Annotated in this window: 11 protein-coding genes; 5 read left to right on the plus strand and 6 right to left on the minus strand. The window is 61.2% G+C overall.

The annotated features are described in order from the left end of the window. Positions 1 to 11 precede the first annotated feature (11 nt). The 3 genes from EXZ61_RS07705 to EXZ61_RS07715 all read left to right on the plus strand — a co-directional run bounded on the left by EXZ61_RS07705 (position 12) and on the right by EXZ61_RS07715 (position 4,430). Complete coding sequence (locus EXZ61_RS07705; protein ID WP_142810619.1) at positions 12 to 1,544, plus strand: acyl-CoA carboxylase subunit beta; 1,533 nt, start codon at positions 12 to 14, stop codon at positions 1,542 to 1,544. A 351-nt stretch (positions 1,545 to 1,895) separates the two neighbouring features. Continuing rightward, a complete protein-coding gene (locus tag EXZ61_RS07710) occupies positions 1,896 to 3,944 on the plus strand; it encodes an acetyl-CoA carboxylase biotin carboxylase subunit (RefSeq protein WP_142810621.1) in 2,049 nt (682 codons plus the stop codon). 3 nt (positions 3,945 to 3,947) lie between these two features. Then, the gene (locus EXZ61_RS07715; RefSeq protein ID WP_201799119.1) at positions 3,948 to 4,430 is read left to right on the plus strand and encodes a VOC family protein; all 483 of its coding nucleotides are present in this window, start codon (positions 3,948 to 3,950) and stop codon (positions 4,428 to 4,430) included. A gap of 28 nt (positions 4,431 to 4,458) precedes the next feature. On the opposite strand, the gene rsxB is transcribed toward EXZ61_RS07715, so the two are convergent. From rsxB to EXZ61_RS07730, 3 genes are all read right to left on the minus strand, one after another. Further along, positions 4,459 to 5,130, minus strand: a complete 672-nt coding sequence (gene rsxB, locus EXZ61_RS07720) for an electron transport complex subunit RsxB (RefSeq protein WP_142810625.1) — start codon at positions 5,128 to 5,130, stop codon at positions 4,459 to 4,461. A gap of 2 nt (positions 5,131 to 5,132) precedes the next feature. After that, a complete protein-coding gene (locus tag EXZ61_RS07725; protein WP_142810627.1) occupies positions 5,133 to 6,779 on the minus strand; it encodes a polyhydroxyalkanoate depolymerase in 1,647 nt (548 codons plus the stop codon). 121 nt (positions 6,780 to 6,900) lie between these two features. After that, a complete protein-coding gene (locus EXZ61_RS07730; RefSeq protein ID WP_142810629.1) occupies positions 6,901 to 8,247 on the minus strand; it encodes a phospholipase in 1,347 nt (448 codons plus the stop codon). Between the two features lie 161 nt (positions 8,248 to 8,408). On the opposite strand from EXZ61_RS07730, the gene EXZ61_RS07735 reads away from it, so the two are divergent. Then, entirely contained in the window at positions 8,409 to 9,572 is a 1,164-nt protein-coding gene (locus EXZ61_RS07735) for a hypothetical protein (RefSeq protein ID WP_142810631.1), read from the plus strand. Between the two features lie 4 nt (positions 9,573 to 9,576). On the opposite strand, the gene EXZ61_RS07740 is transcribed toward EXZ61_RS07735, so the two are convergent. Genes EXZ61_RS07740 through EXZ61_RS07750 form a run of 3 tightly spaced genes read right to left on the minus strand, consistent with a single transcriptional unit; the run spans position 9,577 to position 14,368 of the window. Beyond that, positions 9,577 to 11,142 carry an FGGY-family carbohydrate kinase gene (locus tag EXZ61_RS07740; protein WP_142810633.1) on the minus strand — a complete coding sequence of 522 codons (1,566 nt, stop codon included), beginning with the start codon at positions 11,140 to 11,142 and terminating at the stop codon, positions 9,577 to 9,579. Next, positions 11,139 to 12,752 carry a glycerol-3-phosphate dehydrogenase/oxidase gene (locus EXZ61_RS07745; protein ID WP_142810635.1) on the minus strand — a complete coding sequence of 538 codons (1,614 nt, stop codon included), beginning with the start codon at positions 12,750 to 12,752 and terminating at the stop codon, positions 11,139 to 11,141. The genes EXZ61_RS07740 and EXZ61_RS07745 overlap by 4 nt, the downstream gene beginning before the upstream one ends. Next, positions 12,749 to 14,368: an FAD-binding oxidoreductase gene (locus EXZ61_RS07750; RefSeq protein ID WP_142810637.1), complete on the minus strand. Its 1,620-nt coding sequence runs from the start codon at positions 14,366 to 14,368 to the stop codon at positions 12,749 to 12,751. The genes EXZ61_RS07745 and EXZ61_RS07750 overlap by 4 nt, the downstream gene beginning before the upstream one ends. 74 nt (positions 14,369 to 14,442) lie before the next feature. Between EXZ61_RS07750 and EXZ61_RS07755 the strand changes: the two genes are divergently transcribed. Further along, positions 14,443 to 15,510: an AraC family transcriptional regulator gene (locus tag EXZ61_RS07755; RefSeq protein ID WP_142810639.1), complete on the plus strand. Its 1,068-nt coding sequence runs from the start codon at positions 14,443 to 14,445 to the stop codon at positions 15,508 to 15,510. Positions 15,511 to 15,518 lie beyond the last annotated feature (8 nt).

The raw sequence follows: 15,518 nt of genomic DNA on the forward strand, positions 1-15,518 counted from the left end.
AGGACGACAACATGCAAGACATCCTCGAACAACTGGAAGCCAAGCGCGAACTGGCCCGCATGGGCGGTGGGCAAAAGCGTATCGACGCACAGCACAAAAAAGGCAAGCTCACTGCGCGCGAGCGTCTCGAAGTGCTGCTGGACGAAGGCACCTTTGAAGAGTGGGACATGTTTGTAGAGCACCGTTGTGTGGACTTCGGCATGGACGAGCAGAAGATCCCCGGCGACGGTGTGGTTACCGGCTACGGCATGATCAACGGCCGCCTGGTATTTGTGTTCAGCCAAGACTTCACCGTGTTCGGCGGTGCGCTGTCGGAAGCCCATGCCGAGAAGATCTGCAAGGTCATGGACCAGGCCATGAAGGTGGGCGCACCGGTCATTGGTCTGAACGACTCGGGCGGTGCCCGCATTCAGGAAGGCGTGGCGTCGTTGGGCGGCTATGCCGATGTGTTCCAGCGCAACGTGATGGCCAGCGGTGTGATTCCGCAGATCAGCATGATCATGGGGCCTAGCGCCGGTGGTGCGGTGTATAGCCCGGCAATGACGGACTTCATCTTCATGGTGAAAGACAGCTCCTACATGTTCGTCACCGGTCCCGAAGTGGTGAAGACCGTGACGCACGAAGAAGTGACCGCCGAAGAACTGGGCGGTGCACTCACCCACACCACCAAGAGCGGCGTGGCCGACCTCGCATTTGAGAACGATGTGGAAGCGCTGCTGATGCTGCGCCGCCTTTACAACTACCTGCCCCTGAGCAACCGCGAGAAGGCCCCGGTGCGCAAGAGCGGCGACCCCATCGACCGCAAAGACCTGAGCCTGGACACCCTGGTGCCCGACAACCCCAACAAGCCCTACGACATGAAGGAGCTGATCGTCAAAACCGTGGACGATGGCGACTTCTTCGAGATCCAGCCCGAGTACGCCAAGAACATCATCATCGGCTTCGCGCGCATGGACGGCCAGACCATCGGCATCGTGGCCAACCAGCCACTCGTCTTGGCAGGCTGCCTGGACATCAAGAGCTCGATCAAGGCTGCGCGTTTTGTGCGCTTCTGCGATGCGTTCAACATTCCCGTGGTCACGTTTGTGGACGTGCCCGGCTTCATGCCCGGTACCAGCCAAGAGTACGGCGGCATCATCAAGCACGGCGCCAAGCTGCTCTACGCCTACGCCGAGTGCACCGTGCCCAAGATCACGGTGATCACCCGCAAGGCCTACGGCGGCGCGTACGACGTGATGGCTTCCAAGCACCTGCGCGGCGACGTGAACCTGGCCTGGCCCAACGCCGAGATTGCGGTGATGGGTGCCAAGGGCGCGGTGGAAATCATCTTCCGCGAAGACAAGGGAGATCCAGTGAAATTGGCGGCCAAAGAGGCCGAATACAAAGCCCGCTTTGCCAACCCCTTTGTGGCTGGTGCGCGCGGCTTTATCGACGACGTGATCCTGCCGCACGAAACCCGCAAACGCATCTGCCGCTCCTTGGTCATGCTCAAGGACAAGAAGCTGGAAAACCCGTGGCGCAAGCACGGGAACATTCCACTGTGATTGTTATGCGTGCTGCAAGTCTTGTTGTTCGCGCGGGATCGGGCTGCCAGGGCGTTTTGCTCCGTGTCCCCCGCGCTGCGCGCTCCTCCTTGACCTGCGCAAAACGCCCAGGCAGCCCGACCCCGAGTGTTTGGTTTGCCATGGCTTGCAAACTTCTTTCCTTCGCAGCAGCGGGCATGGTGTGTCTGCCGCAGCGTGGACTTGGGGTTTTGCCAAGTCAAGGAGGAGCCCGCAGGGCGGGGGACATGAGCGGAGGCGGATACGCCGTGGCCGTTGCGAGCTCAGACACGACGCAACTCCAGAAAAACACATGCCCAAGTCGGCACACCCCACACCGTTAGGAGACTAGAAATGTTCACCAAAATCCTGATCGCCAACCGTGGCGAAATCGCCTGCCGCGTCATTGCTACCGCCAAGAAAATGGGCATTAAAACCGTAGCGGTTTACTCGGATGCTGACAAAGAAGCTCGCCACGTGGCGCTGGCGGACGAGGCCGTCAATATTGGCCCCGCGCCCAGCCGCGAGAGCTATTTGCAGGCTGAAAAAATCATTGCCGCCTGCAAACAAACCGGCGCACAAGCCGTGCACCCCGGCTACGGCTTCTTGAGCGAGAACGAAGCCTTTGCCAAGCGCTGCGAGGACGAGGGCATTGCCTTCATCGGCCCCAAGGCGCACTCCATTGCGGCCATGGGTGACAAGATTGCCTCCAAGAAGCTGGCCAACGAGGCGAAGGTAAACACCATCCCCGGCTACAACGACGCCATTGCAGGCCCAGAGCAAGCGGTGGAGATCGCCAAGGGCATTGGCTACCCCGTGATGATCAAGGCGTCTGCCGGCGGCGGCGGCAAGGGCTTGCGCGTGGCGTTCAATGACAAAGAGGCCTTCGAAGGTTTCTCCAGCTGCCAGAACGAAGCCCGCAACAGCTTTGGCGACGACCGTATCTTCATCGAGAAGTTTGTGCAGGAGCCGCGCCACATCGAGATCCAAGTGCTGGGCGACAGCCATGGCAACGTGATTTATTTGAACGAGCGCGAGTGCTCCATCCAGCGCCGCCACCAGAAGGTGATTGAAGAGGCGCCCAGCCCCTTTATCAGCGATGCCACCCGCAAAGCCATGGGCGAGCAGGCGGTGCAACTGGCCAAGGCCGTGAAGTACCAGAGCGCAGGCACCGTGGAGTTTGTGGTCGGCAAAGACCAGGACTTCTACTTCCTGGAAATGAACACCCGCCTGCAGGTGGAGCACCCGGTGACCGAATGCATCACCGGCCTGGATTTGGTGGAGCTGATGATCCGCGTGGCCGCTGGCGAAAAGCTGCCGCTCACGCAAGCGGATGTGAAGCGCGACGGCTGGGCCATTGAGTGCCGCATCAACGCCGAAGACCCGTTCCGCAACTTCCTGCCATCCACGGGCCGTCTGGTGCGTTTTGCGCCGCCAGAGCAGAACATGTGGCAGAGCGACACCGAGCACCTGCAAGGAGTGCGCGTGGACACCGGCGTGCAGGACGGCGGCGAGATCCCCATGTTCTACGACTCGATGATTGCCAAGCTCATCGTGCACGGCAAAGACCGCAATGACGCGATTGCCAAGATGCGCGAAGCGCTCAACGGTTTTGTGATTCGCGGTGTGTCGAGCAACATCCCGTTCCAAGCCGCGCTGCTGGCCCACCCCAAGTTTGTGAGTGGGGACTTCAACACAGGCTTTATCGCCGAGCACTATGGCAAGGGTTTCGCGGCGGAAGATGTGCCGCATGACGACCCGTCCATGCTCGTTGCCTTGGCTGCCTTTGTGCGCCGCAAGTCACGCGAGCGTGCGGCGGGCATCTCGGGGCAGTTGCCCGGTTACGCCGTGGAGGCTGGCAAAGACTATGTGGTGGTGAGCTTGGACGCCAAGGGCAACAACAGCTACACCGCAGTCCATGTGGATGAGTTTGAGGGTGAAACAGGCTCCGCCCGCGTACTGGTGGGCGCAAGCAGCTATGTAATTCGTAGCAAGTCGCGCCTAAACGACATTGCCATCACCGGCACTGCCAACGGTAAGGCCTTTACCGCCCAGGTGGAGCGCGGCACGCCCAAAAACCCACTGGCGCTGCGCGTACAGCACAACGGCACGCGCATTGACGCCTTGGTGATGTCGCCCCGTATGGCCGAGCTGCACAAGCTCATGCCGCACAAAGCACCGCCGGATATGAGCCGCTTTGTGCTCTCGCCCATGCCCGGCTTGCTGGTGGAAGTGGCCGTGGTGCCCGGCCAGAAGGTGCAGGCCGGGGAGCGTGTGGCGGTGATTGAAGCCATGAAGATGGAAAACGTGTTGTTTGCCGCCGCCGATGGTGTGGTGGGCAAGGTCATGGCTGCCAAAGGTGAGAGCCTGAGCGTGGACCAGGCCATCGTGGAATTCGTTTAAGGAATGGCTATGACACAGCGTCCATTTAAGGTCTTAGGCATCCAGCAAATCGCCATCGGTGGCCCTGACAAAAAGCGCTTGCAAACCCTGTGGGTGGACATGCTGGGGCTGGAGGTCACCGCCACCTTCCAAAGCGAGAAGGAAAATGTGGATGAAGACATCTGCGCCATAGGCTCAGGCCCCTTCAAGGTGGAGGTCGACCTGATGCAACCGCTGGACCCTGACAAGAAGCCGGCAGTGCACATCACGCCGCTGAACCATGTGGGGCTGTGGATCGACAACCTGCCGGTCGCTGTGGAGTGGCTTACCGCCAAGGGCGTGCGCTTTGCCCCGGGTGGCATACGCAAGGGCGCAGCGGGCTATGACATTACCTTTTTGCACCCCAAAAGCAACGACGAATTCCCGATTGCCGGGGAGGGCGTGTTGATTGAGTTGGTGCAAGCCCCGCAAGAGGTGGTGCAGGCGTTTGCTGCGTTGGCGGGCTAGGGCCTGCTGACAGCACCCCAGCGGTGGCTTAGTTGCCTTCGCGCTTGGCGCGGGCGCGGGCCAAGGCCGCTTCAATCACGGCGCGCTTTTTGTCCAAAACCACAGGGTCGGTGTGTTGTGAGTGTTGGGGCAAGTCCGCCAGTTTGGTGACGGCTTTTTGCTCTAGCCGAGCGTCGTGTTCGCGGGCCTCGCGTGCACGGCGGGTTGTGCCGGCCTCAAAGCGCTGACGCGCCGTGTCGGCCAGGGCTTGCGGCCAAGCGGCCCAGCCTGTGGCCTCACCCGTGACGTTTTCCAACAAAATGCAATCGACGGGGCACACAGGAATGCACAGCTCGCAGCCCGTGCAGTGCGGCTCGATGACGGTGTGCATCATTTTGTTGGAACCAAAAATCGCATCGGTCGGGCAGGCTTTGATGCACAGTGTGCAGCCTATGCACCAGTCTTCGTCGATGAAGGCCACTTTGCGTGGGCCTTCTTGTCCAAAGTCTGGGTTCAGCGGCTTGGGTACGCGGCCCGTGATGCTGGCCAAGCGCACCACGCCCTCGTAGCCGCCGGGTGGGCACTGGTTGATGTCTGCCTCACCGGACGCGAGCGCATCAGCGTAGCCCGCACAGTCGGGATAGCCACAGCGGGTGCACTGGGTTTGGGGCAGGGCGCCGAGTAGGCGGGCGGCTAAACCCGCATCACGAAGCTCCCCCATGCTTACGCTGCGCTGCTAGGGGCCGCGGTGTTGGTTTCTTCTGCTACAGAAGTAGTAGCTGCTTGCGCACTATTGGTGGGCGCTGTAGCCACTTTTTGCTGCTTTTTGGCGGCTACCTGGCCCACCACGCGACCTACGTTTTGCGCGGCAGGGCGGGGGGCGCTTTTCACTGCAGTTTTGACGGCTGCTTTTGCAGCAGGTTTCGCGCTAGCTTTGGTCGCTGGTTTTGCAAGCGCTGTTTTTGCGACTTTGGCTGCAGGTTTGGCAAGAGGTTTTGCGGCTACTGCTGTGCTGGCAAGCGCTGGTTTGGACGCTGACTTGGCCTCGGTCGTGGGCGCTGCTGCTTTGGGCTTGGAGGGCTTTGGCGCAGCTGCAGCTGCCTGCTTGTTGTGGTTGGCGAGGATAAAGGCTTTGACTTGCGGGTACACCAGCTCGCGCCAGCGACGGCCTGAAAAAATGCCATAGTGCCCTGCACCTTTGGCTTCAAAGTGCTTTTGTTTTGACTTGGGTACGCCTGTGCAGATCTCGTGCACGGCTTGGGTTTGGCCTGAGCCGGAGATGTCGTCCAGCTCACCCTCTACCGACATCAGCGCGGTGGTGGTGATGTCGGCGGGCCGCACACGTTCGGTTTTGCCATTGACGCCCTTGACGTCCCAGGTGCCATTGACCAAGGCAAACTCTTGGAACACCACGCGAATGGTCTCCAAGTAGTAGTCAGCGTCCATGTCCAGCACGGCGTTGTACTCGTCGTAGAACTTGCGGTGGGCTTCGGCGCTGGTGTCGTCGCCCTTGATCAGGTCTTTAAAGTAGTCGTAATGGCTCTTGGCGTGGTGGTCGGGGTTCATGGCCACAAAGCCAGTGTGCTGCAAAAAGCCGGGGTAGACGCGACGGCCCGCACCCGGGAAGTTACTGGGCACGCGGTAAATCACATTGTTCTCAAACCAGCTGTGGCTCTTGTTCATGGCCAAGTTGTTCACCGCCGTGGGGGATTTGCGGGCGTCGATAGGGCCGCCCATCATGGTCATGGTCAATGGGGTGGTCTCGCCACGGCTGGCCATGAGCGACACGGCCGCCAGCACCGGAACTGTGGGCTGGCACACGCTCATGACGTGGCAGTGCCCATATTTGCCTTGGATGTGCCGGATGAACTCTTGCACATAGTTCACATAGTCGTCGAGGTGGAACTCACCCTCGGACAAAGGCACGAGGCGGGCATTTTTCCAGTCCGTGATGTAGACCTTGTGGTCCTTGAGCATGGCTTTGACGGTGTCGCGCAGCAAGGTGGCGTAGTGGCCAGACAAGGGGGCCACGATGAGCACGACCGGCTCATCTTTGATGGCGGCAAAGGTGGCGTTGTCGTCCGTCAGCCTTTTGAAGCGCCGCAGCTCGCAAAAAGGCTTGTCCATTTCAATGCGTTCCAAAATGGCAACTTCTACCCCCTCGATGTCAATCGAGCGCAGACCAAACTCGGGTTTGACATAGTCTTTGCCCAAGCGGTGCAAGAGGTCATAGCCTGCGGAAATGCGTTGGGACAACGGGCTTTGGCCTGCCAAAGAGTTGGGGTTGCCAAAGAGCTTGGCCGCCGTTTGTGCCAAGTCAGAAAACGGCTCCATGAGCGAGCGTTGGGTTTCGTAGATTTGGTAAAGCATGGGGACTCACTTTCGGAAAATGTTGCAGTGCAATATAACAGGTCAGCGCGTTCTTGTTGTTGTTTGCTGTGCTTTGCGCAACACCGTTGCCGACTACCGGACTATCTCCCCGTGTTTTGAGCTATTGATTGCCACTGGCTTTCAAAATGCCGCGTACGGCATTGCGGCTGTGGGCTCCAAAATGACCCAAAAGGTCTGCAATCGCGGCGTCCAGCTTGGCGCGGTCGGCGGGTTCACGCTTGGCTAGTTCATTGACCAAGTTGATGCCGCTTTCTTTCACCCCAAAGTCAAAGTCTGGGTCGCTCACATAGCCGGGCGGCATGGCAGCGACCAGCAAGTCAGCCAACTGCGCACCAAAGGCCGCTGACTGGGCTGCCACTGTGTCGCGCACATAGGTGTCGTTCCATGCGGGGTACTTGCTATCCTGGTCGCTGTTGCGCAAGGATTTTTCAATCGGGGTGTCTTGCTTGGCCTTGGCCGCGTTTTGGAGCAATTCGGTCTGGTACTTTTCCAGCGCCAAATGGCGGTTAGACAGCAAGATGACCATGCCGTCTTTCATGCCAGACATACCCGCCATCGCCAGAATATTGGCTCCCAGCAACTTGGCCGTGGAGTTGCCTGGTGCTAGGCGCGCGTGGTAAGGCTGGGTGAGGTCTTGCAGGTAGTGCAAGGAGAGGCCCGCAAAACGCCAGCCCCAGTAAGGGTGCCCGGTGCGAAAGGCCAAGGCTGACAAGGTGGCGTACTGGTAGTTGCGCAGCAGTGGAAAGGTGCGTTTGATAAACGGTGCTGCGGTGTAAAGAATGGAGCTCTCATGCATGAAACCCATGTGAAAGGGCGCTTGCGTGGCGTAAGGCAGAGCGGGGTTGCCAAACGGTTGGGCACCAAAGCCATAGACCTTGCCCCAGTCGCTCGGGCTGTCGTCAAAAAGATTGATGTCTAGGCCGTAGTCAGGTTCGTCGCTGGCAGAAGCAATCACAGCCAAGGGTGCCACCATCTCGCCGGGCTTCAAGGCCACGTAGCGGTAAGTGGAGTTGGGTGTCTCTGGCAGCGTATTCACCGCTGCGTGGGGCAGCATGGTTGGGTTGGCCGGTGGGCGTAGGGGGTCTGGCTGGTAGTACAGCGCAAACTTGGAATTGGGTGCCACCCGCAGCGCGCTCAAAAACGCCAGGCGGCGCGCATCGTCTGAGCGATTGGGCTCCGCCTTGAAGGCCAGCACCGACGGGCGGGCTGGGTACTTGTCGATGTTGGAGGCTGCCCAGGCTTCTTGGCTGGCAAGCAGCGCTTCCAATGGCTTTTCTTCTGCCTTCAAGAAAGCTTCTAGAGTTTCGACCTGCACAGGTGCCGCTTCAGCAACTTCGGGCATTTTTTCAAATGCGCGGTAGGCCGGGAAACTGTGGTTGCCCCACGCAAAGACTTGTGGGCTGGCAATCAGGCAGCTAATGGCTACTGCATGGTAAAAACGTCGCATCTAAAGGTCTCCAATAGCGGTTTGAATCAGTGGTGGCAAAGTCGGCGAGGCGGGTGGCTTTTTCTGCTTGCTTTTGTGGCTCAGATTATGCGACTTGCAAGCACTTGTTTTTGCCAACCGCATGGCCTATCTTCAAAACTAACAGACTTCTAAACACTCCAATGAAGAACCACCTGACGAAATGGTTGCGCGCAATGCTGTTCTGCTTGGCCGTGATGCTGGCGTCCAATGTGCAAGCCTGCGCCATTTGCGCGCCCAGCGATGGCCAAACCACGCTGTTGCAGCGCTTGTATGCAGCCGATGCAGTCGTTATGGCAGAAGGCCAAGTGGGGCAAAACAGTAGCACTTGGATGCCGTTGGCGCTCATCAAAGGGCCGCTGCCAGCGGGTGTTGCACTGCGTAACCCAATGCCGCTATCGCCGCCGGACGCCGCAGCTTTGGCGCAGTCGCTCAGCCCCGGGAGCGATGCTGCTAAAGCTGCGGTGCATGTGCTGTTGTACACCGCTTCCAATGCCTCGTGGCGTAGTGCCGGCCCTCTGGGCCTAGAGCGCGAGGCTTGGCTGCGCAGCATGGCTGCCCTGCCGCGTGCGATGCAGGCGGGCGTGCTGGATCCGAAAATCCAGTGGCCGGCGCGCTTGGCCGCCTTGGCCCCAGATTTGGAAAATTCCCAGAGCCTGGTCGCGCAAACCAGCTACGAAGAAATCTCACAGGCCCCATTTCCCGCCATGCGCAGCCTCAAACCCGTGCTCAAAGTTAAACAGTTGAGCCATTGGCTGGACCAGCCCGGGCTGGAGGCGAGGCGACCCTTGTATGGGCTGCTTTTTGGTGTCGCGGGGACTGCCGCTGACGCGCAAATTTTAGAGCCGCGCATGCTGCGTAGCCTGCGTGCCAAAGCGGTGACGCCCACCGACCTTGCGGCTTTTTCGGCCTATGTCGCCGCCTATTTGGAGCTGCGTGGGGATGCGGGGCTGGCGTGGGTGGAACAGCATGTGTTGCAAGACATGCAAGTGCGGGATGAGTGGGTGCAAGCAGCTTTGCAGGCGCTGCGCATCCATGCCGAAGACGGCCTGCGTGTGAGCAAGGCGCGGGTGGTGCAAGCCTACGCTCTGTACATCCAAAGCAACCCGGCGCGTGCAGGGTTTGTCGCCTCTGATTTGAGCAAATGGGAGCGCTGGGAGTTCACCGAAACCTTTGTGGACATTCTCAAGTCACGCTCGGCACAGGTGTTCTCCTCGCGCTACGCCATGGTGTTTTACCTCATGCGCAGCCCTACGCCACAAGCGGAAGCAGGGCTAGATGCCTTGCGCGCGCAAGGCATCTTGTAAAGCCTCATTCCACCTTGTTGGGGTAGCCGGTGATTCTTTGAATGTCCCGGTACAGCGGTTGCAGCCTTTTGTAGAGCTTGCAATAGACCTTGCGGTACAGCTGCTCGTAGGTGTGGGCGTGCTCAGGCTGGGGCATGAACACCTGGCCCATGCGCGTCATGGCGGCAATGGCCGTGGCAAAGTCCGGGTGCAGTTTGAGCCCCACCGCTGCCAGCACCGCCGCGCCCAAACCACTGGTTTCGTACAAGTGGGGGCGCTCACACGGCAGGTTGAAGATGTTGGCTGTGATTTGCATGGCCGCGTCACTTTGTGAGCCGCCACCCGAGACCCGAACGCGGGTAATACGCGTGCCACCGCGGCGCTCAATACGCTCTTTGCCCTCACGCAGCGCGTAGGCCAAGCCCTCCAAAATAGCGCGGTACAAGTGGGCGCGGTTGTGCACGTCGCCAAATCCGATCACAGCGCCTTTGGCCTCAGGCCCCGGCACTTTGATGCCCGGGTTCCAATAGGGTTGCAGCATCAAGCCTTGGGCACCCGGGGGCACTGCGTTGACCAGGGCATCAAACAGGCTTTCCGGCGGCACGCCACGTTCTTTGGCAATTTGCTGCTCGTGCAAGCCAAACTGCTCTTTGAACCAGCTCACCATCCAAAAACCGCGCGTGATTTGAATCTCGGTATTGAAGTGTTTGGGCACCGCCGCTTGGTAGGGCGGAATAAACGGCGTGGCTTCCAGATAGCGTGGCGTGGTGGTGTTGATGGTGGCGGCCGTGCCGTAGGACAAGCACGCAATCTCCGGCGTCAGGCAGCCCGCGCCTATGACCTCGCAGGCTTTGTCCGCCGCGCCGGCAATGATCGGCAGCCCTTCGGGAATGCCGGTGTCGCGTGCGGCGCTGGCACTCACCTGGCCCAGCACCTCGCCCGCTGGAACCAAGTCCGGCAGCATGCTGCGGGTGATAGGCATGGCCTGCCACTTCCAGTCGAACCCAGCAGCCCAGTGGCCTTTCTTGTAGTCAAACGGCACGTAGCCCACTTGGCAGGCCACCGAGTCCACATAGCGCCCTGTAAAGCGATAGTTCAGATAGCCAGAGAGCAATAAAAACTTGGAGGTCTTGGCCCACAACTCGGGTTGGTGCTGGGCGATCCAATTGGCCTCGGCTTCTTTTTGAAAGTGCGTCACCGTTTCGCGCATGCCAATAGCTTTGAACGCCAGCTCCCACCACCACTTGAGCCTGGGCGCAGTCTCGGTGCGGCGCTGGTCCAACCAAATCATGGCGGGGCGCAAGGGCTCACCCTTGGCGTCCAAGGCCATGGTGGTGCCACGCTGCGTAGTGATGACCATGCCCGCAATGGCCGACTTGGGGATGGTGGTGTTGGCCCACAGGCGCTGGCAGGCCAAGCACAGGGCCTCCCAAAACGCGTGGGGGTCGTTCTCCATCCAGCCCGCTTGGGGGGACTGGTAGCTTTCAATCGGCACTTGGGACTTGTCGACCAGGTTGCCGTGCAAATCAAAAATCAGCGCACGTACGCTTTGGGTGCCGTTGTCGATGGCCAGCACATAGTTCTTGCTCATGGTGCGCTTGGTGTGGGTGAAGTAAGCGCTGCAGTGTGCGGCAACTGGTAGTGCCTGGCTATTAGGGTTTGGTAGCGGTCGAGCTCGGCGGCCCAGGTCGCTGCGCCCCACTGCAAATGGGGTTCGCACAGCGCTTGAATGCGGGCCAGATGGTCCAAGCCACCCCGCGGGAGCAATATGCCCAGCCGTGTGCGGCGCAACAGCAGGTCGTCCAAATGCAGTACTGCTTCATGCTGCGCGGCAACGGCCAGTTCCACCCACAGGGTATCGGTGCCGGGGATGCGCTCTAGGTCGCGGGCTGTCGCGCTTTTGCACCAGGCTGCTGCGCGGTCGCCATAGCGCCCCACCAGCCGGTAGCGCACTGCTGCGGGCCAATGGCTGGGCGGAGTGTGGGCCCGCGTGAACACCGCGTCGTTGTTGCGCACAAAGGCTTGGCCCGCCCAGCTGGCGGCTTGCGCCAAGGCGTCTTGTGCCATCAGGCGAAAGGTGGTGAGCTTGCCGCCGGTCACGGTGATCAGCCCATGGTCATTGCAGACCACATGGTCGCGTGCGGCTTGGGATGCGCTGGCCTTGCCATCGTCCACCACTGGGCGCACACCGGCGTAGCAGGCGCTGATGTCTTGGGGCGAAATTTGCGCACCGGGGAACTGTTCGTTCACGGCTTCCAGCAGGTAATTCACTTCGTCCGTGGTGATGCTGGCTTCGGTCTGCAGGTCGCCCGTGTAGTCCAAGTCGGTGGTTCCGACCAGCGTGGCACCTTCCCACGGGTAGAAGAACACGGGGCGGCCGTCGCGGGGGTGCATGAGGCTGATGCTTTGGGCCACTGGCAGCCGCCAAAACGGCAGCACCACATGGCTGCCCCGCAGCGGGCGCAACATGGGTTGGGCACCTAAGCCGGTGCGCAGCTGGTCTGCCCATACGCCCGTGGCGTTGACCACTACCTTGGCTTGCACGGTGTGGCGCAGGTCGCTCGCCAGGTCATGCACCGTAAGACCGCTCACGCGCCCTTGGGTTTGGTGCAAGGCTTCCACCTTGGCGTAGTTCAACACGGTGGCGCCGTCGTGCTGTGCTTCGGCCAGCACGCGCATGACCAAGCGTGCGTCGTCCGTTTTGGCGTCACCGTACACCAGTGCGCTGTGCATGTGCTTGGGGGCCAAACCCGGTGCCAGCGCTTGGGCTTGCGCCAAAGTGGCCCCAAAGTGGTTTTTGAAACCGGCCATGGCGTCATAAATGCGCAGGCCCAGTTGAAACATGCGCCGGCCCGGCGCGCGCCCCGTGCACAGGGCAAACAAAAAGCTTTGCGCCTCCACCAACTCGGGCGCTTGGGCCATGAGGCGCTGGCGTTCGCGCACGGAGTGCAGGGTGGTTTTGAAGTCGCCTTCTTTCAGATAGCGCAAGCCGCCATGCACGAGCTTGGACGAGCGGCTGGAGGTACCCCAGGCAAAGTCACGCTGCTCTAGCAGCAAGACCCGCCAGCCTTGGCGCGCGGCTTGTTGCGCCACGCCTGCACCGCTAATGCCACCCCCAATGACCACCACATCCCATGTGTGGCGGCCCAATGCGTCCAGCGCTTGGCTACGTGCCCATTGGGCGGGCTTGAGCGTGCTCATGTGCTTGCCCAAGGGCCGCCGTCTTGCAAGAGCTTGCCCGGATTCATGGTGCCCTGCGGGTCAAAGTGCTTGCACAGCTGCGCCAGGGTGGCCATGCCCAAGGGGCCTTTTTCCACATGCAGCTGGGTGGCATGGTCGCGGCCCACGCCATGCTGGTGGCTCACAGTGCCGCCATGGTCGGCAATGGCCTGCGCCACGGCAGCTTTGAGCTTTTGCCAGCGTTCAAAGTTGGGTGCAAAGCCGCCGGCGGCGGTGGGCCACACGTACTGCGAGTAAATGCTGCTGCCTTGGGGGTACATATGCGACAAGTGGGTGAACGCGTGCACCCGTTCGCCATAGGCTGCAAACACATCGCGGGCGGCTTGCTCCATGGCCAGCATCAGCGGCTTGACCTGTGGCCAGTCGACTGCGGTTTCAATGGTGTCCGCGCAGTAGCCTTCGTCCCACAAGGTGTTGCGCAAGTAAGGGCCTTTGAAGCGGTTGGCCGCCCACTTGCTGCCCATGGCGGGGCCGATATAGACCGCGCCAAAGCTGCGCAGGGTGCGCCGGGCTTCATTCAGCGCATGGCGTGCGGTGCGCGCGTCTGCCGTGATGCCCAGCATCAGCATGCATTTGTCGGTGCCACAGCCCCGCAGGGCCAGGTAGCGCTCCATCCAGCCAATCAGGGTGGCGTGGCCGGCCAGCGTGAGGTTGGTCTCGGTCTCAATGCCATTGCTCAGGCGCATCATGCTCAAGGGCAATTTCCGTTGCACTAGGGTGCGCACGGCGGCTTCGGCGGCGTCCCAGTTTGGCAAAAAGATGGCGTGAAAACTCTCGTGCTCCGGTAACGGTGTGACGCGCACCGTGGCCTCGGTGAGCACGCCAAAGCGCCCCTCCGAGCCCATGACCAGTTCGCGCAAGTCCGGCCCCGCGCTAGAGGCGGGCAGCGTGGGAATGTGCAGTGGGCCCACCGGTGTTTCCAGGTGCCCCCCTGCAAACAAGGCTTCTATGCGCCCATAGCGCAGCGACTGCTGGCCGCTGGAGCGTGTGACCACCCAGCCACCCACCGTGGAGTACTCAAACGACTGGGGAAAATGCCCCAAGGTGTAGCCGTGCGCCCGTAGCTGGGCTTCCACCAAGGGGCCCGGTGTGCCCGCGCCAAAGGTGGCGAGCTGGCTGGTAGTGTCCAAATGCAGCAAGCGGTTCATGCGGCTCACGCTCAAAGACAAAATGGGTCGCCCGCTCACCGGGCAATCCAAATGCCCGGCCACGCTGGTGCCACCGGCAATCGGGATCACGATCCAACCGTGCTGCTGCGCCAGGTCTAGCAACTCGCGCACTTGCTCGCTGGATTCGGGGTAGGCCACGCCGTCCGGTACCGGGGGGAGAGCGCCAAAGCGCTTGCGAATCCAGTCGGCAAAGCTTTCGCCCAGCGCCATGCTCAATCGGCTGGATGCGTCTGTGGCGATCAAAGGGTGGGCGCTGATGCGCGAGGCCGGGATGCGCGCCAAGAGCGACTCGCGCGTGGCGTCTTGCCCCGGGCGGCCCGGGCCTAAGCGCGCATGCATCATGGCGCGTGCATTGTCGTTAAGGGCCATTGAGGTGGCGTCGTCGCCCCAGCCGTTCCATCGTCGCATCGTTGTCTCCTCTAGCGCAGGCTAAACATCTATCGCTGCACTGTAGGGGGTGGCGCTGCATTTATCATTCCGCGATGCCGCCAATCGATTGTGCAATCGCGCCAAACGCCGCCTGCGCCCCGCAAGCCCGGGTAGTCGCGCCCTATGCCCACACGCTATGGGATGCCGCTTTGGGCGAAGGCGTGGCGCTGGGCGCCCTGCAGATGGCGCTGGGCGCCCTGCAGATGGCGCTGGGTCAAAGTGCCATTGGCGAGGCTGACGTGCCGCTGCCCGCTTACTTGCGCATGCTGCACACGGCCTGCCAGGCGGTCGGCCCTGACTTTGGCTGGCGCATGGGCCGCTACGTCAAACCCACTACCTACGGGGTGAACGGCATTTTGTTACTGGCCTGCTCGACCTTGGGCGAGGCCTTGCAGCAAGTGCTGCGTTTTGAATCGCTGGTGCATGACTTAGGCCGCTCTAGCTTGGTGCTGGATGGCGACCACGCGACCTACACCTGGCGCAATGATTGCGCGGACCATGCGGCAGCAGGCCCGCTGGCCGAGTCGGTGTTCTCTGGAATATTGACCTGTGCCACCTGGTTGGTAGGGCGGCCCTTGGGCGCCCACGCAGTGAACTTTGCCCATGCTGCGGACCCTGGCAGTGCGCGCGCCGTTGAGGCCATGGGCCAAGCCCAGGTGCGTTGGGGTGCCGCATGCAACAGCGTGGTGTTTCCTGCGCCATTTTTGGCTTTGCCCATACCCCAGGCCAACACGGCTTTGCTGCCCTTGCTGCAGCAGCACGCCGACAGCCTGTTGCAAGCTCGCCATCCGCGTGAAGTGCCTGTCGTGGCCCAGGTGCGCCAAAGCATTTCTGGGCGCTTGGGCCAAGGGCCTGTCAAGCTGGCCGATGTGGCAGCTGATTTGTTGTTGTCCACCCGCACCCTGCAGCGCCGCTTGACGGAGGCAGGTGTGGCATTTCAGCAGCTGTTGGATACCACACGCTTAGAACTAGCCCGCCACTACTTGGCCAACACCGCCATGCCCGTGGCCCAGGTGGGGTACTTGCTGGGCTTTCAAGACGCGCCGGCGTTTCACCACGCGTTCAAGACTTGGCAGGGCCAAGGGCCGGGGCAGTACCGCACCGGTGTGCGTGGCCGGTAGGGCGGAAT

The organism is Rhodoferax aquaticus (genome assembly GCF_006974105.1).
Taxonomy (GTDB): Bacteria; Pseudomonadota; Gammaproteobacteria; order Burkholderiales; family Burkholderiaceae_C; genus Allorhodoferax; species Allorhodoferax aquaticus_A.